We start from the raw sequence: 18626 nt of genomic DNA, 5'->3' as shown, positions 1-18626 counted from the left end.
AAAGTTCAGGGGTATCAATCCCACATGACTTTTCCAACTATTCTTAAGGATTTACCATGGCCTATGCTCAGTGGGTGGCAATTACGATTGTTCCTGACAACTATACAGTTACTATCAAAAATGTGGCCCATTCCTGGGGTAAGTTCTATGCAGAAGGCAATAAAGACGAGGAAATTCCAGCCAGTCAAATCGAAGGCCAAGTAATTACTGAAGACGACACTTACACAATCTATGCTTGCGGCCGTGAAAATGCCTCATCTGGCACTGAGGGGTCTTTTGATATTTATGATGGATCAACCAAGGTTGGCACATATACTTGGGATTGTCCCTGGGGATCAAAAGAAAATAGTTCAAACTTCAGCCCTGCCGGCGCTCAGCCTCCCTATAACCGCTACATCACTGAGCCATCTGGCGCGAATTTGGACAGCGGAGCGCTGGGCAATGTGACCCTTGAAACCATGAAGAAAAAACGTCAAAAACAAGCGTGAACCCCCCAAAAAACCACACAGATTGGTTATGAAAATTGCCGTTAACTTTTACAAGTTAACGGCAATTTTCATTTGACACACCCCAATACCATAAAAGCTGTGCCCAATCGGATTGATCGTCACCACCTCAGCATCTTCTGTCACACACCAACCCATAAAACCAACCATCCAAATCACTGGCAGGGTATTGAAGATGATCACGCATCAGCTGGCAGTGGCGGCTACACCACCGCGCTGGAGCTGGAGGCGCGGCTGGAAGATGTGGTCGGATGACAAATAACCCCAGAGTTATTGACACGCCACCCTATCAGAGTTATAGTAACCCCATCAACAACGAAACAAGGGGCAGGATGAATAGTCGGGAGTTCATAAGGATGCTGATGGATGACGGGTGGTTTGAAGTTGCCTGCAAGGGTAGTCACCACCAGTTCAAGCATCCCACCAAACCCGGCCGAGTAACAGTCAAGCATCCCACCAAAGATTACAAAATCGGAACGTGGAATAGCATGCTGAAACAAGCCGGATTGAAGTGATGAAGCAGCCAGCCCCGCAAGGGGTTGGCTTTCCTGCCAAGCATCAGCCCGCTACAACCAAGGGAACCAAGACCATGTTGTTTCCAATCGCCATCGAGCCGGGCGACACCGACCACGCCTACGGCGTGATCGTGCCAGATATCCCAGGATGCTTCTCCGCGGGTGATACCCTGGATGAAGCCATGAGCAGCGCAAAAGAGGCCATCGACCTGCACCTGGAGGGGCTGGACGAGGACGACGCCATCATCCCCACTGCTGGGACGGTGCAGGCCCACTCCGCCAATCCTGAGTACCAGGGCTTTATCTGGGCAGTGGTGGAGGTGGACATTACCCGCTATTTGGGCAAGGCCACCAAGATCAATGTCACGCTCCCGGCAAACCTGATCCGCCGCATTGATGACTTTGTTGGCGCCCATCCTGAGTACGACAGTCGCTCCGGCTTCCTGGCTCGGTCCGCGCTGAAGGAACTTCAGCAGTCCGCATAGGGCTGTCCACCATCGCCAGTGGATAACCCTGTGCGCAACCGCCGCCAGGGCAATGAAAAAGCGCCTCTTGCTGGAGGCGCTTATTTTTTGGGCGGAAGTTGTATCGGGGAGCGGCACAACAGAGCGGCCGACCGCCAGGCCGCCGGCGCGGCTACAGTAGGCGCATCCAAATGCCGGAGCGCTCACATGGACTTTAGCCGCCTGAACCAATATGCCGCCCTGTCCGACGATGACTTGAACGAAGCCATCGCCGCCAGCTACTGGCGCATCCCCGACGAAGTGCGGGACGCGCCCTACTTCCATCATCCCCACTACTGCCGCGACTGGTTCGAGTCGGCCAAGATCGTGTCGGACATCGCCATGAATCGGGGCGATGAGGTGCGGGACGCTTTCGATGCTGCCTTGTCCTGTTTGGTCAGCGGCAGCACCCGCCCGCATAAAGTCCTGTTGATCAGCGCGCCGCGTGAGGTCTGCATGGCGGCGCTGTTTGCGGTTCAGTACGATTCGAGATGATCTTGCAAGAGCAGCATCATGGGATCGTAGTATGGGCGCCAGCGGCCACGCTTCAATGGCGCTATCAGGTTTGGATGCAGCTCCTTCAGCTCATCGACAAAGGGCTGAACGTCAATGCGCCGTCTTTGCTCGGTAGGACGCAACAGCCAGAGCTGAATAATCGCGGGGGTAACATCTTTGATGCTAGCCATGGTGTCTCTTCCCTTATTTGCGTGGCGGGCGGTAGGTCAAGAGGCAATCGGTAGATATGCAAGAACCGCCTACGGTCAGCTTTGACAATAGCGAGCGGTCGCGCAGCACGTTCCCCTTCATGGCGTCGTCGATCTCGCCACCGCGGCCCTGGGACAGTGCCGCCGCCGCGCGGGTGGCGAGCTGGAGAGCGATCTGGTTTTTCTTCTCGAACCCTTTTTCGGGGTATTGAGACCATGCCACATTTACCCGGTTGCAACGGAATTCCAGCACCACGCTGGGGTCTTTCAGGAAGGCGTAGCGCTTCACATTGCAGCCGTCGTCGTATTCAGCTTTCTTGCTGATGGGTTTGACGCCAACGGCTTTGACGATGGCAGACTCGTTCCACATGGGTTCAGCAAGGGACAAAACTGGCAGCAAGGTTATTGCCAAGGCGGGGAGAAATGGCTTCATAGCTTATGCCTTCAGCGCGGCTTGGCACTCGCGCTTGTTGCGCAAGTATTCCTTCGTGGTCGGCGTGTTCTTGGGCAGCATGCCCTTAGCCTTGAACTGATCCTGGGCATAAACGCGGAAATCCTGCACAGCAAACTGGCAGCGGACGTAATCGTCATATCCCTTGGAGCCAACTGCTGGCCACTTGTCAGCCATCGCTAGGGTCGGCTTCTCGATGTAGTCGTAGAAGGCGTACTTGTCACCGATGCGGATAGCGATTTGCAAGTTCGCTTCCATGTCGTTGATGAACTGCAGCGTTTCTTGCGCTAGCGCCTTGGGCTTGGATTTGGGCGCGGCCATCAGCGGGCTGGAGAGTGGGAGCGCCAGAACGGCGAGCGATAGATATTTCATGGTTTATGTCCTGAGCTTTGTTTTTGAACCTTACCTGCGCGGGGGTGGTAAGTAAGCAAGCAGCTTGCGGAACTGCACGAACCACCTACTGTCAGGCCAGAGAGTAGGGACCGCTCTTTCATGACTTGGCCACTCATGGCATCGTCAACCTCTTTGCCGCTACCTTGAGATAACGCTGATGCTGCGAGTTTTGCGAGCTGTGCAGCTTCTTGGTTTTTCTTCTCATAGCCTTTTTCGGGGAAGCGATCCCAGGCCACGTTTACTCGGTTGCAGCGGAATTCCAGAACCATGTCTGGCAGGGATTTGAAGGTGTAGCTGGTCATCTTGCAGGTGCCATCTTGTTCGATTTTCTTTTTCATAACTTTCACCCCTACCGCTTTGATGATAGCGACCTCGTCCCATTTGGGTGCGGCCATCAGCGGACTGGAGAGTGAGAACGCCAGAACGGCGAACGATAGATATTTCATGTTTTATGTCCTGAGCTTTGTTTTTGTTGGCACAAAATGCCATTTGAAAAGCAAGGATAACATGATTGATAGATGTGATTCACATATGGAAAAGCCCGGCTAAGTCCGGGCTTCTGTTTGGGCGGGTGGGGTTGGCCTACGACAAGCGCTTGTAGGTATCCAGTAGGCTGCGCATGGTGGTAACGGCCAAAGTACGGCCTTTCTCATCTACTTGGTTTAAGTCTGCAAGCAAGCTGCTGTCCTCATTCGACAGCGCTGCACCATTGCGAACACCTGTCACAACGTACAAGACATCGAAACCTACAGCATGCAGAAGGTTGAGGGCTTCAGCGTTGGGAAAGCTGCGGCCAGCTTCATACGCCATATAAGTCGTATAGCCAACGCCTGCGGCCTTTGCACCATCCTGCTGCGTAAGGCCAAGTCGGTTTCTTTCCTCTCGAAGCCGGTCCCCAATATTCAATTTTTTACCTCTCGCAAAGCGCACCCATCCATTTTCAGACGGAAACATGTTGCAACATTCAGATTTCAGATGTACGATGCAAAGCAATTCAGATTTCAGATGATGGTACCGCATATGACCACCACCGCACAGAGTGGACGAAGGGTTTACGGTCCACGTGGTGTAGCACAGTCAAAGCCCGTGCAGATGCGCCTGCTGCCTATTGAACGCTACCTCTTCAATAAGCTGAAAGAAAAGCTAGGCATGTCGGAGAGCAGCCTAAGCCGCGAAATCTATCTCGTTGGCCTGCCCACCTTCCTGGCCCTACACGGTCTGACGGAATGGGCAAATGCTATCCAAAAAGCATTTTCAGCATAACCACCGAACACCGAGCCTGCTGGTGGAATGGAGCAAGAAATGGACAGATTGAGAACCGCATACCAGACGATGTGCAAGGCCATGCCGGGCGGTTGGCCGGCAATGGCCGCTGCCTTGGGCTTTAGCAAGGATGGTCTGGAAAACCGCGTGTACGAACGCAAGGGCCAATCCGTCAGCGTCCATGAAGCCTTGCAGATGCAAGCCTTTAGCGGCACCACGCTGTTTGCCGAGGCCGTGGCGGCGGAGGCCGGCGGCGTGTTCATCCCTTTGCCGGACGTGGCGACGGTGGACGATGAAGAAATCCAGCGCGTGTACATGGAGCTGGTGGACGAAGTGGGCCGTCTGGCGCGCGAATGGCGCGAAGCCACCCGCGACGGCGAGGTGGACAAGCGCGAACGCCAGCGCCTGGAAGGCATCCGCGATGCCATCTGCACCAAGGTGACGCAGATGAACCACCTGACCTTTCAAGTGTTCTGCCGGAGCTGATCATGGAAGACACCATCGTTTGCCATCACTGCGGCGGCCCCGTCTGCGAAACGCCTTACCGCCCTGTGCGCGTGGTTCATGGGTTTAGCACCAGCAAAGTCATTATTCGCTGCCAAAGGCAGGAATGCGGCGCGGGGGCAATTTTGACCAAGGTTGTGAGGCCAAGGCTTTTTGTGCGGGAAACCCTGTATCTAGTCCATCTGCCGGAGGGAAAAATGGCCTTCACCTGCCCACACTGCGAACAAGTTTCTTATACCCGGACTAGTCGCTATCTCAGCAATTTGACCCAGGAAGAATACTTCCAGTGTTCCAACCTCACTTGCGGCCACACCTTCACCACCTATCGCTATGTACGCGAAACGCTTTGCCCGCCGGCGCTACCCAAGGCAGGCGTCAGCATACCGATGGCGACCAAGCAGCGGCTGTCGGAATTGCAGCATGAGCTTCGCCGCAAGAAGCTGGAAAACCAGCTTGAGCTGCCCGGCCTGACCGCCTAAGTCTTACCCCCTCCCCCTCTCTCTGAAAATCGCACTTGCGCAGTGCGAGGGGGATTTTTACGCCCAAAAAACACAGCGCCACCCTGGAGAACGCCATGCATCAGCCCGCTACCGCCACGCAACAGGACGCCGCGCCACGCATCCGCAAGATGCGCTACGTGCGCTTCGCCAACGGCACCGCCTGCTATTCCACCGCGGGCCGCCGGCCGGCCGGCTACCGTCGCGCCGTGGTGGATCTGCTGGCCGGGGGCGTGCTGCTGCTGGTCATCGTCTTGCAATTCATCCCGCTGCACTGATCGAGGTTTCAGCCATGAACGCCATCAACGAACACTTCGCCCGCAACGTCATGCCATTTTTGGGCGAGCTCTGCCGATCACCCAAGCCGGAAACCCCGCGCGAGCAAGCCATACGCCTGGTGGGCGCCGCCCTTGATCGTCGCCATGCGGAGCGGCGCGCAAGCGCGGGGTCGGCAGCTCTGTTGCAGGAGCAGTTGCTGAACTTGGCGCAATTGGAGGCGATGAAGGACATTCAAGACGCGCTCAAGACCATGGCGGTGGCGGAGCGCGCCATCAATCAGCTAATCGCCATGCATCGCCTGCCATTGCGGGCCATGGTGCTGACGCAGCCGGGCTGGATGATGCATGAAATGGATATCGCGCTCAGCCACAGCGACCTGGCTGAAGCCAAGCTACTGCGCGGCGGCCTGCCGCTGCATGCCGAGCCGCTGTCCGTTGCGGCTACTGGCCGCGAGGAGCAAGCCGCGTGACAGCCGTTTCCCGCCTCCCGGTACTGGAGCGTTTCCCGCGCCACCTGGGCCGCGCCATTGGCCGCGAGTGGCGCAAGCGCCGCAGCCGCCCGCTGGAGCTGGCGCAGGGTCAAGCCGACCCGCGGCAGGCCGACGCCGACGCCTGGCTGCGAGAGTTGACCCGCTTCATGCCGCGCAACGCGCTGCCGCTGGGCGCCTGCGAGATGGAGCTGGTGGAGTTTGCCAAGCAACGCGCTTTCGAGGCTGACCAGCTGATTGGCCGCGGCGCGGATGTGATCCAGCTTGAACGCTACTGCCGCAGCTTTGGCGTGGAGCCGCCGCGCGGCAAGTCCGACACCGGCCGCGCCGCGCGGGTGGCGTGCAGCCTGTGGTGGCGCCGGGCCTTGCGCCGGACCAATGCGCGCCGCAGCGAGCAACTGGCCATCCAGTTTGGCCTGGTGCATAAGCGCCATGGCCTGTACGCCAGCCATGACGCCATCGCCCGCCGCGGCGAGCAGAAGCGCCGCAACCGCGGCTTGCTGGAGGCGCTGACCGCCATCAACGAGCTGGGCCAGGAATACACGCTGGCGCAGCTGGCCGAACTCAGCACCAGCAACCCCATCATCCGCCGCGCCGAACTGATGGTGCGCATCGCCGGTTTCGAGTACATCGCCGTCGGCCTGGAGATGGCCGGCGAGTTCATCACCATCACCGCGCCCAGCAAGTACCACCCGCGCCATGCCAAGAGCGGCAAGCGCAACGCCAAGTACGCCGGCTTCACCCCTATTGACACCCGCGACTACCTGGGCGGCGTGTGGTCACGCATCAACGCCGCGCTGGCCCGCGCCGGCATCAAGATTTTTGGCTTCCGCGTGGCGGAGCCGCACCACGACGGCACGCCGCACATGCACGGCCTGTTTTTCATGCCGCCGGAGGAGGTGAAGCCCTTCCGCGCCATCGTCGCCCGCTACGCCGTGCGCGAAGACCGCGACGAGCTGGGCCTGCGCTATATGCAGACCAAATCGGAAGCCATGGCCGCCGCCCGCGCGCTACGCGCCGAAGGCGCCAAGGGCAAGCTGGCCGACATCGCCGCCCGCGTCGGCATCGAGGCGGATTTCTGGAGCCAGCCGCCGCGCTGGGTGTGGAAAGGCATCACGGCACGGGTGAAGTTCGAAGCTATCGACTGGAACAAGGGTTCCGCCGCCGGCTACATCGCCAAGTACATCGCCAAGAACGTGGACGGTGCCAAGCATGACGGCAGCAGCATTGGCGAGGACTTCGAAGCGCAGGATTTCACCGGCCTGGCCGGCCAGGACGATGGCGACAGCCGCGACCAGTCCGCCGCCACGGACGCCACCGTAACCGCGCGCCGGGTGGACGCCTGGGCCAGCCATTGGGGCATCCGCCAATTCCAGCAAGTGGGCGGCCCGCCGGTGGGGGTGTGGCGCGAGCTGCGCCGCTGGGAGTGGGCCGGCGCCGAGGATGTGCTGATGCATGCCGCCATTGCCGCCGACACCGGCAATTGGGGCCGCTTCGTCCACCTGATGGGCGGCCATGAAGCCAAGCGCCGCGACATGCCGCTGCAAGTGGCGCGGGATTCGGAGCCCGCCATCAACCGCTACGGCGAAGCAGGGCAAAAGCGCGTGTTCGGCGTGGTGGAACAGGCTTCCGGCCAGCTTGCCATGACACGGCCGCACGAATGGCAGATCAGCCGCAAGGCGCCGGGTTTGGATGTTGAGGGAAGCGCAGCTTCCCCTTGGACTCGTGTCAATAACTCTACGGAAATCGCAGTTGCCCCGCTGGGGCCGATTGCCGACGAACACCGCTTCACCCTGGCCGATGCGATGCGAGAGGCCCAGCAGGCCGATGGCGACGACGAGTGGCTAACCGCCGAGCAACTGGCCGCGCGCCAGGAATTCGAGGCTCAGCAGCGCCACCTGGCGGCCTTCCCGGAGTTTGCCCGCCAATGGGCGATGGACGATGTGGAGCGCCACCGCCTGGCCGCCAAGCGCCAGCGCGAAGAAAGCCGCGAGCGCGTGCGCCTGCAACGCGTCAACCGCCGGCTGGCCGCCAGCCTGGGCATACCGGCGGGCCGCGGCCTGGAAGTCATCGCCCAGGTTCGGGCCCAGGCCGACGCCGACCGGCGCCAGGCTGAGCGCCCTGCCCGCCCAGGCCCGCAGCCCTGGAGCGCGTACGGCCCCGGCATCCCCGTTTCCCAGCAGCTCGCCCAGGCCACCGCCCGCGCGCGGCAATGGATCAATCAAACCCAAGCAGGCCGCCTGTGAGCGGCAAAAACCAAAAGGAGCAACCGCGATGAACGCAACCACGACCCACGAGCAAACCAGCCTCTACACCCAGCTGCTGCTGGACGCGCAAAGCGAGTTCCGCGCCACGGTAGACAGGATCAACAGCCAGATGCGGAACATCAACCGCGCCGAGCGCATGGCCCGCCGGCTGCGTGACATCGAGCTGGACGCCAGCACCCAGGCCGGCGCGGGCTTCGTGCCCTACCTCGTGCTGCGCCTGCCCATCGACCTGCTGCCGCTGCAGCGCTACGTGGTGACGCTGGCCGGCAACGGCCTAGAACGCCGGCTTGTCGCCAACGGCCGCGACAGCCAAGGCCGGGACCGTTTCCAGATCCTGGCCACCGGCGAAGAACGCACCAGCCTGGAACTGGTGGTGGAAGGCATCTGATCAATCGGCCGCACAGCGGCCATAGGCGAGCGGCCGGCCCATCCCATCAACTTGGGCGCCGTCCTCTGAAAACCGGCAAGGCCGCTCACCTATGGCCGCCAGCAGAACAAGAAAGGAACTGTGATGAAAGAGACGCTGAATCTAGATGAAGCCGCCGAGCTGATGAACATCGGCACCGAAACCGCCCGCGAGCTGGCGGACAAGGGTGTGCTGCCAGGCTGCAAGGTTGGTGTGGCATGGGTGTTTCTGCGCGATGACGTGCTGGGCTACTTGCGCGATGAAGTGCGGCGGCAGACCAATCAGCGGATTGCCAAGGCGGAAGCCAACAAAACATTGGGTGGAGAGGGTAAGTTGCCGCGGGTAAAAACTGGTGTCAACAATTCGGGGGTGCGTGGAAGCCGACGCAAGGAATTACCGAATCTGGAGGTGACAGAATTTCAAAATTCTTAACAGAAAATATTACAAATTCAACAACTCATCGAAATGCATAACCATTTTAAGCTCATCACCAACAACCAACTCAGGAGAGGTCAAATCAATCACCTGACAGCCAACACTACCATATTTGTCAACATGATCAACGCTTAGCGTTGGATAAGGGAAGAGTGTAACCTCAAATTCTTTTCCATCTAGATAATAATCCATATCAGGAATAGGCAAAGGCAATTGATAAATTTCACCAGCAAAAATTATGACAAACTGGAGATATGGAACCATATCTCCGTGATGCTTACGCTTTAACAAATAATAAGAAATTACATCATATTTGACCGGCCCCGTGAGTGACTGCTTAATTATTTTCAACGGCTTATAATAAACTTGATGCCTTTCCTGCACTATCCAATCGCAGAGATGTCTTAAATGAAGGAGTTCATTTTTAGGCAACACTGCGATCGCCATCTTGACAAAACACTTAAAAACAGCCATTGGGACATATGGCAAGCGAGGGGACGTAATCGTTATTGTTTTTTGATCAAGATCACGAGTAACATTTCCCTCTTCCCTACTGGATCTTATATCAATAGAGGAGTGATCAGCAGAAATCTCCAATGTACCATTTGGTGGCTTATACTTAGGTATCTTATTTCTACCTCGAATTCGCTTCAAAGTTCTTGCTACGCCCATATAATTAGCCAAGTCATCTTCAATTATTCGGCTGAATAATTCATTACAAGAATCGCACTCATCACTAGAAAATAACGAATTATTTCCAATAAACCCGGGAAATGCATGCGCTTCTGTTTTAAAACAAACATCAGGACTTTTTTTTCCACAATAACGACACACCCCACTTTCAATTGAAGGAATAACTACTTTCCTTCCTTTTACAAGAAAGCCACGTTCGATAGTTAAATATAAACTATCTATCTTTTCCTTTCGCTTCAAACCAATTTGATCCATTTTTTCACCATAGCAATTGAGCAAGGTCTGACCCACGTAAATTTGCATATCTTGAAAGCATGCGCGGGTCTTTATGGCCAGTAATCTTTGCAATTTGCAAATCTGAAAGTTGAGTCCGTTCAAAAATACGGCTAGTAGCTTCATGCCGCAGATCGTGAAAACCAAAATCCTCGCAGCCTGCCGCCTCGAAGATGCGCGCGTACTGGCGAGAGAGTAGCGCAGTGGTCTTCTTCAGCACAATCGCGCTGTCATTACCATCCCACCACGGGAACAGCCGCCCGCCCTCAAACTGCCAGCCTTCCATGCCGCGCTCGCCGGCCGCCACCTGGCGCCGGTAGCGCGCCATCGTTTCCAGCGCCACCGATGTCAGCGGCACCTGGCGCTTGTCGCCGTTCTTGGTCTTTTCCAGAAAGATGGTGCGCTTGCCCTCGTCCACCTGATCCAGCCCCAGCGTGTACATCTCGCGCAGGCGCATGCCGGTTTCCAAGGCCAAATCGAACAGGAACTCCAGCGCGCCTTGCCAGCGCAGCGCCAGGGCGCGCTGGCGGCCGGCTGGTTTCTCACCCGCCATGATTTTGCGCACCGCCTCTTCCTCGTGCGGCGCCAGCCGCCTATCGCGCCATTCGTCCACCGGCACCTGCACCACCTGCCCTTGTGGCGCCGTGGCGCGCAATACCGCGGCGTCGGCGTCGTTATACGTGGCATAGCGCTTGGGCAGCAGGCGCAGCGGGTTGGTGACGAAGGTGGAGTTGGGCTTGCGGGTGAGGTGGTCGAAACAGCGGGCCAGCGAGCCAACATAATGGCGGATGGTAGAGGGCGAGAGTTGCGCCTCCTGCTTCAAGGCACGCACCCAGGCTTCCGCCCAGCTGTAATTGACCGTGCGCAGCTCCACGCCGCCCACTTTGCCCATCAAGGTGGCCAGCACCGGCTTGTCAGACTCCGCCACCGGCACACTCACCAGGTAATCGCGCAGCGCGTCGCCAATGGTGGCCAGGTCCGGCTTTTCGTGCAGCAGCTCGGGCGGTACGATGCCGCGGTCCAGCAGCGCCTCCAAGCGGGAGCAGTAGTTGTCGCCCTCTTCTTCACGCTCGAACGTGAACGACACCGGGCGCGGCAATACGCCCTTGCGCCGGACGATGAACTCCCAGGAACCGCTGGGCCGTTGTCGCTTGGTAGCCATTAAAAACTCGCGTAGAGGGCAAAAACTATAGTCTACGCGTGGTTAGGCTGATTTTTCGAGTGGTTAGGGGCTGAAAATTGCGGAAAACTGGCCGTTTTCCTGTGGTTGACAGCTAAGAAATAGGCAAAGAAAAACCCCGTAAGTCTTTGACTTACGGGGGTTTTATTTGGAGGCGGGGGTCGGAATCGAACCGGCGTAGACGGATTTGCAATCCGCTGCATAACCACTTTGCTACCCCGCCATCTGAAACTATTACCAATTAGCATAAATTGGTCAACAAAATTTGGAGCGGGAAACGAGGCTCGAACTCGCGACCTCAACCTTGGCAAGGTTGCGCTCTACCAACTGAGCTATTCCCGCATGGGTAAAACCTGGACTGTTTTCAAGTGGAGCGGGAAACGAGGCTCGAACTCGCGACCTCAACCTTGGCAAGGTTGCGCTCTACCAACTGAGCTATTCCCGCATCGCATAAACAATCAGCAAAAGAAAGGTATGGAGCGGGAAACGAGGCTCGAACTCGCGACCTCAACCTTGGCAAGGTTGCGCTCTACCAACTGAGCTATTCCCGCATCGCACATCATTAACAAGTTTTTTTGGAGCGGGAAACGAGGCTCGAACTCGCGACCTCAACCTTGGCAAGGTTGCGCTCTACCAACTGAGCTATTCCCGCACCGCTTAAAACTTGCAACACTTTCTGCTGCATCTCGCTGCTGCTTCGTCAGTAGCGGCGAGAGACTGCGAATTATAGAGACTTATCCAAACCTGTCAACACTTCATACATCAATTTTTTTACCGGCAAACTCTTTCGCCGCCATGCGCAAGTAGTAAACCATTGACCATAAAGTCAAAACCACCGCGACATACATGGAAAAATTTCCCGCCATCCGCGCATCCACGCCAAACATCAGCCTGCCATCGTACAGCAGCAGGGTAATGGCCAACATTTGAGCGGCGGTTTTCAGCTTGCCGATATAGGCCACGGCGACGCTGCTGCGGGTGCCCATGCCCGCCATCCATTCACGCAAGGCCGAGATGGTGATCTCGCGGCCGATGATGATCATCGCCATCCAGCCCTCGGTGCGTCCCAGCTGAACCAGCAGGATCAGCGCGGCGGCGACGATCAGCTTGTCCGCCACCGGGTCCAGGAAGGCGCCGAAAGCCGAAGTCTGCCCCAGCTTGCGCGCCAGATAACCGTCCAGCCAATCGGTGGCGGCCGCCAATGCAAAAATGCCGGCCCCCACGATATTGCGGCTGGCCAGCAGCAAGATGGAGTCCGGCAGGAAGAACACCGCCACGCAGATCGGGATCAGGGCGACCCTGAGCCAAGTCAGGAATATCGGCAAATTGAAGGGCATTGGTCTTGGTCTTGTCGCAATCAGGCTCGTAAACACCGCCGGCAAGCATCCCGAGCCTGAATCAGGGACGCTTGCCGCGTTCAGTCAATGCAGCGCATTGTAAATCTTTTCCGCCAACGTACGGCTGATCCCTTCCACTTGGCAAAGGTCGTCGACATTCGCCGCCGCCACGCCGCGCAGTCCGCCAAAGCGCATCAGCAGCTGCTGCCTGCGCTTGGCCCCGATGCCGGGAATATCCTCCAGCGTGGAGGCGGTGCGCGCCTTGGCGCGCCGCGCGCGGTGGCCCGTGATGGCGAAGCGGTGCGCCTCGTCGCGCACCGTCTGGATCAGATGCAGAGCCGGATGATCCTGGCGCAATTGTAGCGTCTTTTCCAGATACGGCAGGATCAGCGTTTCCAGACCGGGTTTGCGCTCCTCACCCTTGGCGATGCCGATGATGGGCAGGGTCAGCCCCAGTTCCGCCATCACTTCCAGCGCCACACCCACCTGGCCCTTGCCGCCATCGATGAATACCGCGTCCGGCAGCTTGCCCTCCTCGTCCGCCAGTTTGCCGTAGCGACGTGACAGGACTTCGCGCATCGCCGCGTAATCGTCGCCCGGCGCGGCGGTGGTGATATTGAAGCGGCGGTATTCCGATGGCTGCATCGCCCCCTTGTCGTATACCACACAGGAGGCCACCGTGGCTTCGCCCATGGTGTGGCTGATGTCGAAACATTCAAAACGGCCGGCGTCCTCCAACTCCAGCGCCTCGTTCAGCTTGGCCAGCCGCTGCGTCTGCGTCGCCCTGCTGCCCTGCTTCTGCAAAATGGCCAATTCGGCGTTCTTTTCCGCCATTTCCAACCATACCCGGCGTTCACCTATCGGATTGCTCGCGATCGCCAGCTTGCGCCCAGCCTGCTGCTGCAGGAACTCGCGCAACGCCGCGCTCAACTGGCCATTGACGATCAGCGCGGCAGGCACACCGGCGGTCAGATAATGCTGGGCCAGGAAGGCCTCCAGAATCTCCTGCGCGGTATCCGCCTCTCCGCCCACCGGGAAATGGCTCTTGTCGCCCAGGTGGCGGCCGCCTCGCACCATCACCAGGTTGACGCAAGGCAGACCATCCTTCAGCGCCGCCGCCGCCACGTCGCAATCCTGCTGGCTCTGGTTGCTGGAGACGAACTGCTTCTCCTGCACCCGGGTCAGCGCCTGAATCTGGTCGCGCAACTCGGCGGCCTGCTCGAACTCCATCGCCTCGGCCGCCGCCATCATGCGTCGGTTCAATTCGTCTATCAGCTCGCTTTGCCTGCCCTGCAGGAAAGCCACCGCGCTGGCGGCATCCGCCGCGTACTCCTGTTTGGAGATATGCCCGACGCAGGGACCGGAGCAGCGCTTGATCTGGTACAGCAGGCAGGGACGGGAGCGGTTGGCAAACACCGCGTCCTCGCAGGTGCGCAGGCGGAACACCTTCTGCAGAATCTGGATGCTCTCGCGCACCGCGTAGCCGTTGGGATAGGGGCCGAAATACTGATTGGGCTTCCGGGGCTCGCCACGGTAATAAGCCATCTGCGGGAAGTCGTGCCCGCTCAGCATCAGATAGGGATAGGATTTATCGTCGCGGAACAAGATGTTGTAACGCGGCGCCAGCGCCTTGATAAGGTTGTTTTCCAGAATCAGCGCCTCGGCCTCTGAGCGGGTGACCGTGGTTTCGATATTGGCGATCTGCTTGACCATCAGCCGGATGCGCGGCGACAGGTCATTCTTCTGGAAATAGGAGCTGACGCGGCGTTTGAGGTCTATCGCCTTGCCGACATACAGCACCTTGCCCCCGGCATCCAGCATCCGGTAGACGCCGGGCAGCGACGGCAGGTTCTGCAATACGTTCTGGTAGTCGAAAACGGCTTTGTCCACTATTTGCCGCACCAGGTCTGCACATCCTTCTGCGCCTGACGGATCAGCTCGTTGCGCTGGGCATCGGTGGCAAGGCCGTTGGAACCGGGCATGCGGATGCGGCCGTTCTGCTGCAAGGTGGCCAGATTGGCCTGCGCGGCGCTGCAGTTCTGCGCCTTCACCTTGGCGTTGGCGGCGGCGATGCCGGCATTGTCGGACGCCACCTGCTTGTTGGCGGCGGGCCTGCCATCGGCCTTCTTCTCAGCCTTGGGCACCGACGCGGCCGCCGACGGCTGGGCGCGCACATTCATCCTGCGGGCGTTGACATTGGGCGGCGGCTGATCGGAAAACACCGTCTTGCCGTTGGCGTCGGTCCAGGTGTAGACCTCGGCTGCGGCGATACCCGGCAATAGCAACGCCAGCAAAAGCGTCCATACTAAAGGTGATGATTTCATGGCTGACGTCCCAACCTCTTATCCAGTGCCGCCGATTGTAAAGCCTGGCCCGGTGTCGCGCAAAATACGCGAAACCCCGCGGTATTTTTGCAGTGGGTTGCATGATTCGGTATAATGCCGCTTTGCCGCCTAAGGAAACGCGAAGATGCGTATCATCGAGAAAGCCTATACTTTCGACGACGTTCTCCTCGTCCCAGCCCACTCGGAAGTCCTGCCGCGCGACGTATCGCTCGCCACGCGCCTCACCCGCAACATCACCCTGAACCTGCCTCTGGTTTCCGCCGCCATGGACACCGTGACCGAAGCCCGTCTCGCCATCGCCATGGCTCAGGAAGGCGGCATCGGCATCGTGCACAAGAACATGAGCCCGGAAAAGCAGGCCGCCGAGGTTTCCAAGGTGAAACGCCATGAAAGCGGCGTGGTGAAGGACCCCATCACCATCGCTCCGGACATGCTGGTGCGCGATCTGGTGCTGTTGACCCGCCAATACAAGATTTCCGGCCTGCCGGTGATCGAAGCCGGCAAGGTGGTGGGCATCGTCACCAACCGCGACCTGCGCTTCGAAACCCGCCTGGACCAGACCGTCGGTTCCATCATGACCCCGCGCGAGCGTCTGATCACCGTCAAGGAAGGTGCCAGCATCGATGAGGCCCGCGAGTTGATGCACACCCATCGCCTGGAGCGCGTGCTGGTGATCAACGACGCCTGGGAGCTGAAGGGCCTGATCACGGTCAAGGACATCATCAAGACCAGCGAACACCCGAATGCGAACAAAGATACTCAGGGCCGCCTGCGCGTAGGCGCGGCAGTCGGCACCGGCGGCGACACCGAGGAGCGCGTCAAGGCGCTGGTGGCGGCAGGCGTGGACGTGATCGTGGTGGATACCGCCCACGGCCACAGCCAGGGCGTGCTGGAGCGCGTGCGCTGGGTGAAGACCTGCTTCCCTCATGTGGACGTGATCGGCGGCAATATCGCCACCGCCGCCGCCGCCAGGGCGCTGGTCGAGGCCGGCGCCGACGGCGTCAAGGTCGGCATCGGCCCCGGCTCCATCTGTACCACCCGCATCGTGGCCGGCGTCGGCGTGCCGCAGCTGACCGCCATCCACAACGTGTCCGAAGCGCTGAAAGGCACCGGTGTGCCGATGATCGCAGATGGCGGCATCCGCTTCTCCGGCGACATCTCCAAGGCGCTGGCCGCCGGCGGCAACTGCGTGATGCTGGGCGGCATGTTCGCCGGCACTGAGGAAGCCCCGGGCGAAGTGGAACTGTTCCAGGGCCGCTCGTACAAATCCTACCGCGGCATGGGTTCGCTGGGCGCGATGAGCCAGGGCTCGTCCGATCGCTACTTCCAGGACAATGAAGGCAATGTGGAAAAGCTGGTGCCGGAAGGCATCGAAGGCCGCGTGCCGTACAAGGGTTCCATCGGCCAGGTGATCCACCAGCTGGTGGGCGGCCTGCGTTCGTCGATGGGCTACCTGGGCTGCCCGACCATCGCCGACATGCACGAGAAGGCGCAGTTCGTCGAGATCACCTCGGCCGGCATCCGCGAATCCCACGTCCACGACGTGCAGATCACCAAGGAAGCGCCGAACTACCACGTCGACCGCTAAACCGGTCTTCACGGAAGAACTAAAGCCCGCGTTGCAGAACGCGGGCTTTGTTACATCCGCCGCCGCGCTCAGGCCAGCGACAGCATCAGCCGCGTCCGCAAATCCTTGGGCGCGGTGTCATACGGCGAATTCAGATACTCCTCTATGCACGGCACATCGCCCGGCACCTGGCCACTGTCCGGCAGCCAATGGCGATACAACCAGTCCCAGGTAGTTTTCAATTCGGCGTAAGGCCCCAAATGCATTGCGCAGGCGTACTCTCCGGCCGGGATCTCCCCCCACTCGAATCCCTCCGGCAAGGCCTTATCCTCCCAGCCGGCCGGCGCGGTCACGCAGGCGATGGAACGCAACTCGGCGGCAGAAATCTGCTCCGGGTCGTCGAGAAACATCGCGAACACCCGGCCTGGCGCCTCCCCCGCCTCATGCCCGGCACTGATTGCCTGCAAAGCGCCGAACGCCTGTCCGATTTCCATATAAGAGCCCCGATGGCGGCGCATCAGCACCCTCAGACCTTGTTGTTGCTTCAACATGCTCACTTCGTGCATTAGGCTCTCCCGGTTTTGTCGAACAATGAACGCCCTGCGCTTGCGATAACGGCCCGGACTTTCGCCATATGCCTGGGAAAACGCGCGGATAAATGCGGCAGCGCTGCCATAGCCGGCGCGCGCAGCCACCCGCAACAAGGGAAGCGGGCTGCCGCCCAACTCCCCCGCCGCGCGGTGCAACAACAAGCGCTGCCGGGTTTCCCCCACCGTTTCGGCCATCAGGGCGTGATACACCCGATGAAAATGATAGGGCGACAGGCAGGCCTCCTCGGCCAGGCGCTCCAGCGACACCGATGCATCCAGATGCCGCCACAAATAGTCCAGGGCCTTCAGCATCCGTCTCAGGTACGGCGAATCCAGGCCGCTATTGCGATAAGGCGTTCTCATGACGTTCAGCTTATCTCAGGGTAATTGATTCATTTTGCGGACTTGGCTGCTGCAACAGCAGCCATTGATTGTTCTGGCACAACTCCACCACGTAATCCCACACCACCCGGTAACGCAGGGTGCGGCGGATATTGCTGCGCGCGCTGATCCAGTAAGAGCGGACGATGCGCAGCTCCGGCAGGATCTGCGCCAGCCGGGCGTCGTCGAAAGTCATGTAATACGGCAGCACCACGATGCCGCCGTCGGCCAGCGCCGCCTCGCGCTGCGCCACCACGCTGGTGCTGCGCAACGGCATGCTGGGATTGCGGCACAGGCCGTGGTGGAACATCAGTTCGCGCGAGAACAGCAAATCGTCGACATAAGCCAGTATCGCGTGGCCATTCAGGTCTTCCCTCTCAACGATGGGCGGGTGCGCGGCCAGGTAGGCCGGCGTGGCGTACAGGCCCAGGCAGTAGTCGGTGAGCTTGCGCGTCACCACCAGATTGGCCTGCGGCCGCTCCAGCGCGATGGCGATGTCCACCTCGCGGCTGGTGATGCTGACGAAGCGCGGCACCGCCACCAGATCGATCTCCAGCCCCGGATAACGCGCCATCAGGACCGGCAGATGCTTGGCCAGGAACAGCGCCCCCAGTCCCTCCGGCGCGCCCACCCGCACCAGCCCGCTCACCTCGGCATGGCCGCGCCGGGCGTGGTCCAGCATCTGCGAGGCGGTGTTCTCCAGCGACTCCGCCAGCGGCAACAGATTGCGGCCGGCGGCGGTCAACATGTAGCCGTCGGCCTGCTGCACGAACAAGGGCTGGCCCAGCTCGGCCTCCAGCGCGGCGATATGCCGTGCCACCGTAGCGTGGGTGGTGCCCAGCTGGCGCGCCGCGCCGAGCAATTTTCCGCAGCGCTGCAGTGCCAGGAAAAAGCGCACATCATTCCAGTCGAACATGTCTCCCCCATTCCAAACCGGCCGGCGATTGTGCATATGCACACGAAAACAGCAAGCCAACAGCATTCCGCTGTTCAAAAACTAACACATGCTGTTTCCCGCTGGCTATTCCCAGCCAAGCCCGCTTCGGTTTA

The 18626-nt window shown here is 59.4% G+C and carries 26 protein-coding genes and 5 tRNA genes; 14 read left to right on the top strand and 17 right to left on the bottom strand.

Translation table 11 applies throughout. The features are described from left to right. Window positions 1–56: 56 nt before the first annotated feature. The 5 genes from BI344_RS22845 (at window position 57) to BI344_RS10345 (ending at window position 2019) form a co-directional block, all read left to right on the top strand. The gene (locus tag BI344_RS22845) at window positions 57–488 is read left to right on the top strand and encodes an aegerolysin family protein (RefSeq protein ID WP_083339094.1); all 432 of its coding nucleotides are present in this window, start codon (window positions 57–59) and stop codon (window positions 486–488) included. A gap of 72 nt (window positions 489–560) precedes the next feature. After that, entirely contained in the window at window positions 561–761 is a 201-nt protein-coding gene (locus BI344_RS23825; RefSeq protein ID WP_139166947.1) for a hypothetical protein, read from the top strand. Further along, entirely contained in the window at window positions 758–1021 is a 264-nt protein-coding gene (locus BI344_RS10355) for a type II toxin-antitoxin system HicA family toxin (protein WP_338152209.1), read from the top strand. The genes BI344_RS23825 and BI344_RS10355 overlap by 4 nt, the downstream gene beginning before the upstream one ends. Next, window positions 1021–1506 (top strand): type II toxin-antitoxin system HicB family antitoxin, encoded by a 486-nt coding sequence (locus BI344_RS10350; protein WP_241499299.1) that lies wholly within the window; start codon window positions 1021–1023, stop codon window positions 1504–1506. Before BI344_RS10355 ends, BI344_RS10350 begins: the two co-directional genes overlap by 1 nt. A gap of 186 nt (window positions 1507–1692) precedes the next feature. Next, window positions 1693–2019: a hypothetical protein gene (locus BI344_RS10345; protein ID WP_071112844.1), complete on the top strand. Its 327-nt coding sequence runs from the start codon at window positions 1693–1695 to the stop codon at window positions 2017–2019. On the opposite strand, the gene BI344_RS10340 is transcribed toward BI344_RS10345, so the two are convergent. The 5 genes from BI344_RS10340 to BI344_RS22840 all read right to left on the bottom strand — a co-directional run bounded on the left by BI344_RS10340 (window position 2001) and on the right by BI344_RS22840 (window position 4026). Beyond that, entirely contained in the window at window positions 2001–2210 is a 210-nt protein-coding gene (locus BI344_RS10340; protein ID WP_071112843.1) for a hypothetical protein, read from the bottom strand. The two genes, BI344_RS10345 and BI344_RS10340, sit on opposite strands and share 19 nt — an antisense overlap. 13 nt (window positions 2211–2223) lie before the next feature. Continuing rightward, entirely contained in the window at window positions 2224–2661 is a 438-nt protein-coding gene (locus BI344_RS10335) for a hypothetical protein (RefSeq protein ID WP_071112842.1), read from the bottom strand. 3 nt (window positions 2662–2664) lie between these two features. Next, the gene (locus BI344_RS10330; protein ID WP_071112841.1) at window positions 2665–3051 is read right to left on the bottom strand and encodes a hypothetical protein; all 387 of its coding nucleotides are present in this window, start codon (window positions 3049–3051) and stop codon (window positions 2665–2667) included. Then, complete coding sequence (locus tag BI344_RS10325) at window positions 3048–3518, bottom strand: hypothetical protein (protein WP_071112840.1); 471 nt, start codon at window positions 3516–3518, stop codon at window positions 3048–3050. The genes BI344_RS10330 and BI344_RS10325 overlap by 4 nt, the downstream gene beginning before the upstream one ends. Before the next feature lie 136 nt (window positions 3519–3654). Beyond that, complete coding sequence (locus BI344_RS22840) at window positions 3655–4026, bottom strand: helix-turn-helix transcriptional regulator (protein ID WP_158021051.1); 372 nt, start codon at window positions 4024–4026, stop codon at window positions 3655–3657. A gap of 66 nt (window positions 4027–4092) precedes the next feature. Here BI344_RS22840 and BI344_RS10315 point away from each other — a divergent pair, with 66 nt between their 5' ends. The 8 genes from BI344_RS10315 to BI344_RS10280 all read left to right on the top strand — a co-directional run bounded on the left by BI344_RS10315 (window position 4093) and on the right by BI344_RS10280 (window position 9207). Next, entirely contained in the window at window positions 4093–4335 is a 243-nt protein-coding gene (locus BI344_RS10315; protein WP_083370102.1) for a hypothetical protein, read from the top strand. Between the two features lie 39 nt (window positions 4336–4374). Then, window positions 4375–4821 carry a YmfL family putative regulatory protein gene (locus BI344_RS10310; RefSeq protein WP_083370101.1) on the top strand — a complete coding sequence of 149 codons (447 nt, stop codon included), beginning with the start codon at window positions 4375–4377 and terminating at the stop codon, window positions 4819–4821. Between the two features lie 2 nt (window positions 4822–4823). Then, window positions 4824–5318, top strand: coding sequence for an ogr/Delta-like zinc finger family protein (locus BI344_RS24805; protein WP_083339091.1), 495 nt, complete (start codon window positions 4824–4826; stop codon window positions 5316–5318). A 95-nt stretch (window positions 5319–5413) separates the two neighbouring features. Then, window positions 5414–5614 carry a hypothetical protein gene (locus tag BI344_RS10300; RefSeq protein WP_071112166.1) on the top strand — a complete coding sequence of 67 codons (201 nt, stop codon included), beginning with the start codon at window positions 5414–5416 and terminating at the stop codon, window positions 5612–5614. A gap of 14 nt (window positions 5615–5628) precedes the next feature. Beyond that, the gene (locus BI344_RS10295; protein ID WP_071112837.1) at window positions 5629–6084 is read left to right on the top strand and encodes a hypothetical protein; all 456 of its coding nucleotides are present in this window, start codon (window positions 5629–5631) and stop codon (window positions 6082–6084) included. Next, window positions 6081–8348 carry a replication endonuclease gene (locus BI344_RS10290; RefSeq protein WP_071112836.1) on the top strand — a complete coding sequence of 756 codons (2268 nt, stop codon included), beginning with the start codon at window positions 6081–6083 and terminating at the stop codon, window positions 8346–8348. The genes BI344_RS10295 and BI344_RS10290 overlap by 4 nt, the downstream gene beginning before the upstream one ends. Window positions 8349–8376: 28 nt before the next feature. Continuing rightward, window positions 8377–8757 carry a hypothetical protein gene (locus tag BI344_RS10285; RefSeq protein ID WP_071112835.1) on the top strand — a complete coding sequence of 127 codons (381 nt, stop codon included), beginning with the start codon at window positions 8377–8379 and terminating at the stop codon, window positions 8755–8757. Between the two features lie 123 nt (window positions 8758–8880). After that, window positions 8881–9207, top strand: a complete 327-nt coding sequence (locus BI344_RS10280) for a helix-turn-helix domain-containing protein (RefSeq protein ID WP_071112834.1) — start codon at window positions 8881–8883, stop codon at window positions 9205–9207. Window positions 9208–9216: 9 nt separating this feature from the next. Here the strand turns inward: BI344_RS10280 and BI344_RS23820 are convergent, their stop codons facing one another. The 10 genes from BI344_RS23820 to BI344_RS10230 form a co-directional block, all read right to left on the bottom strand. After that, the gene (locus BI344_RS23820) at window positions 9217–10158 is read right to left on the bottom strand and encodes an HNH endonuclease (RefSeq protein WP_206600361.1); all 942 of its coding nucleotides are present in this window, start codon (window positions 10156–10158) and stop codon (window positions 9217–9219) included. Between the two features lie 4 nt (window positions 10159–10162). Beyond that, a complete protein-coding gene (locus BI344_RS10270; RefSeq protein WP_071112832.1) occupies window positions 10163–11338 on the bottom strand; it encodes a site-specific integrase in 1176 nt (391 codons plus the stop codon). A gap of 167 nt (window positions 11339–11505) precedes the next feature. Then, window positions 11506–11579 (bottom strand) — tRNA-Cys (locus BI344_RS10265). A 43-nt stretch (window positions 11580–11622) separates the two neighbouring features. Beyond that, a tRNA-Gly gene (locus tag BI344_RS10260) sits at window positions 11623–11698 on the bottom strand. Between the two features lie 27 nt (window positions 11699–11725). Continuing rightward, window positions 11726–11801: transfer RNA gene (locus tag BI344_RS10255), tRNA-Gly, on the bottom strand. A 30-nt stretch (window positions 11802–11831) separates the two neighbouring features. Next, window positions 11832–11907 (bottom strand) — tRNA-Gly (locus BI344_RS10250). A 25-nt stretch (window positions 11908–11932) separates the two neighbouring features. After that, a tRNA-Gly gene (locus BI344_RS10245) sits at window positions 11933–12008 on the bottom strand. A gap of 103 nt (window positions 12009–12111) precedes the next feature. Then, a complete protein-coding gene (gene pgsA, locus BI344_RS10240) occupies window positions 12112–12693 on the bottom strand; it encodes a CDP-diacylglycerol--glycerol-3-phosphate 3-phosphatidyltransferase (RefSeq protein ID WP_071112831.1) in 582 nt (193 codons plus the stop codon). A gap of 84 nt (window positions 12694–12777) precedes the next feature. Beyond that, window positions 12778–14583: an excinuclease ABC subunit UvrC gene (gene uvrC, locus BI344_RS10235; RefSeq protein WP_071112830.1), complete on the bottom strand. Its 1806-nt coding sequence runs from the start codon at window positions 14581–14583 to the stop codon at window positions 12778–12780. Continuing rightward, the gene (locus tag BI344_RS10230) at window positions 14583–15017 is read right to left on the bottom strand and encodes a DUF4124 domain-containing protein (protein WP_071112829.1); all 435 of its coding nucleotides are present in this window, start codon (window positions 15015–15017) and stop codon (window positions 14583–14585) included. The genes uvrC and BI344_RS10230 overlap by 1 nt, the downstream gene beginning before the upstream one ends. Window positions 15018–15162: 145 nt before the next feature. Here BI344_RS10230 and guaB point away from each other — a divergent pair, with 145 nt between their 5' ends. Next, window positions 15163–16626 (top strand): IMP dehydrogenase, encoded by a 1464-nt coding sequence (gene guaB / locus BI344_RS10225; RefSeq protein WP_071112828.1) that lies wholly within the window; start codon window positions 15163–15165, stop codon window positions 16624–16626. A 68-nt stretch (window positions 16627–16694) separates the two neighbouring features. Here guaB and BI344_RS10220 read toward each other — a convergent pair whose 3' ends face one another. Together BI344_RS10220 and BI344_RS10215 are read right to left on the bottom strand one after the other, a co-directional pair. Further along, window positions 16695–17558: an AraC family transcriptional regulator gene (locus tag BI344_RS10220; RefSeq protein ID WP_071112827.1), complete on the bottom strand. Its 864-nt coding sequence runs from the start codon at window positions 17556–17558 to the stop codon at window positions 16695–16697. 10 nt (window positions 17559–17568) lie between these two features. Next, window positions 17569–18492 (bottom strand): LysR family transcriptional regulator, encoded by a 924-nt coding sequence (locus BI344_RS10215; protein WP_071112826.1) that lies wholly within the window; start codon window positions 18490–18492, stop codon window positions 17569–17571. Between the last annotated feature and the right edge of the window lie 134 nt (window positions 18493–18626).

This window comes from Chromobacterium sphagni, from assembly GCF_001855555.1.
In the GTDB taxonomy this organism is placed as follows: domain Bacteria; phylum Pseudomonadota; class Gammaproteobacteria; order Burkholderiales; family Chromobacteriaceae; genus Chromobacterium; species Chromobacterium sphagni.
The sequence above is the reverse complement of the archived record's forward strand: the minus strand, read 5'-3'. Positions and strand labels throughout refer to the sequence as shown.

Bases quoted from the DNA above. Each gene is read 5' to 3' on its own strand.
- BI344_RS10270 (WP_071112832.1), bottom strand. From the start codon at position 11,338: ATGGCTACCAAGCGACAACGGCCCAGCGGTTCCTGGGAGTTCATCGTC.
- BI344_RS22845 (WP_083339094.1), top strand. From the start codon at position 57: ATGGCCTATGCTCAGTGGGTGGCAATTACGATTGTTCCTGACAACTAT.
- BI344_RS10295 (WP_071112837.1), top strand. From the start codon at position 5,629: ATGAACGCCATCAACGAACACTTCGCCCGCAACGTCATGCCATTTTTG.
- BI344_RS22840 (WP_158021051.1), bottom strand. From the start codon at position 4,026: ATGTTTCCGTCTGAAAATGGATGGGTGCGCTTTGCGAGAGGTAAAAAA.
- BI344_RS10355 (WP_338152209.1), top strand. From the start codon at position 758: ATGACAAATAACCCCAGAGTTATTGACACGCCACCCTATCAGAGTTAT.
- BI344_RS10340 (WP_071112843.1), bottom strand. From the start codon at position 2,210: ATGGCTAGCATCAAAGATGTTACCCCCGCGATTATTCAGCTCTGGCTG.
- BI344_RS10335 (WP_071112842.1), bottom strand. From the start codon at position 2,661: ATGAAGCCATTTCTCCCCGCCTTGGCAATAACCTTGCTGCCAGTTTTG.
- BI344_RS10325 (WP_071112840.1), bottom strand. From the start codon at position 3,518: ATGAAATATCTATCGTTCGCCGTTCTGGCGTTCTCACTCTCCAGTCCG.
- BI344_RS10280 (WP_071112834.1), top strand. From the start codon at position 8,881: ATGAAAGAGACGCTGAATCTAGATGAAGCCGCCGAGCTGATGAACATC.
- pgsA (WP_071112831.1), bottom strand. From the start codon at position 12,693: ATGCCCTTCAATTTGCCGATATTCCTGACTTGGCTCAGGGTCGCCCTG.
- BI344_RS10345 (WP_071112844.1), top strand. From the start codon at position 1,693: ATGGACTTTAGCCGCCTGAACCAATATGCCGCCCTGTCCGACGATGAC.
- BI344_RS10350 (WP_241499299.1), top strand. From the start codon at position 1,021: ATGAAGCAGCCAGCCCCGCAAGGGGTTGGCTTTCCTGCCAAGCATCAG.
- BI344_RS10215 (WP_071112826.1), bottom strand. From the start codon at position 18,492: ATGTTCGACTGGAATGATGTGCGCTTTTTCCTGGCACTGCAGCGCTGC.
- BI344_RS10230 (WP_071112829.1), bottom strand. From the start codon at position 15,017: ATGAAATCATCACCTTTAGTATGGACGCTTTTGCTGGCGTTGCTATTG.
- BI344_RS23820 (WP_206600361.1), bottom strand. From the start codon at position 10,158: ATGGATCAAATTGGTTTGAAGCGAAAGGAAAAGATAGATAGTTTATAT.
- BI344_RS10330 (WP_071112841.1), bottom strand. From the start codon at position 3,051: ATGAAATATCTATCGCTCGCCGTTCTGGCGCTCCCACTCTCCAGCCCG.
- BI344_RS10285 (WP_071112835.1), top strand. From the start codon at position 8,377: ATGAACGCAACCACGACCCACGAGCAAACCAGCCTCTACACCCAGCTG.
- BI344_RS10315 (WP_083370102.1), top strand. From the start codon at position 4,093: ATGACCACCACCGCACAGAGTGGACGAAGGGTTTACGGTCCACGTGGT.
- BI344_RS10300 (WP_071112166.1), top strand. From the start codon at position 5,414: ATGCATCAGCCCGCTACCGCCACGCAACAGGACGCCGCGCCACGCATC.
- BI344_RS24805 (WP_083339091.1), top strand. From the start codon at position 4,824: ATGGAAGACACCATCGTTTGCCATCACTGCGGCGGCCCCGTCTGCGAA.
- BI344_RS10310 (WP_083370101.1), top strand. From the start codon at position 4,375: ATGGACAGATTGAGAACCGCATACCAGACGATGTGCAAGGCCATGCCG.
- BI344_RS10220 (WP_071112827.1), bottom strand. From the start codon at position 17,558: ATGAGAACGCCTTATCGCAATAGCGGCCTGGATTCGCCGTACCTGAGA.
- guaB (WP_071112828.1), top strand. From the start codon at position 15,163: ATGCGTATCATCGAGAAAGCCTATACTTTCGACGACGTTCTCCTCGTC.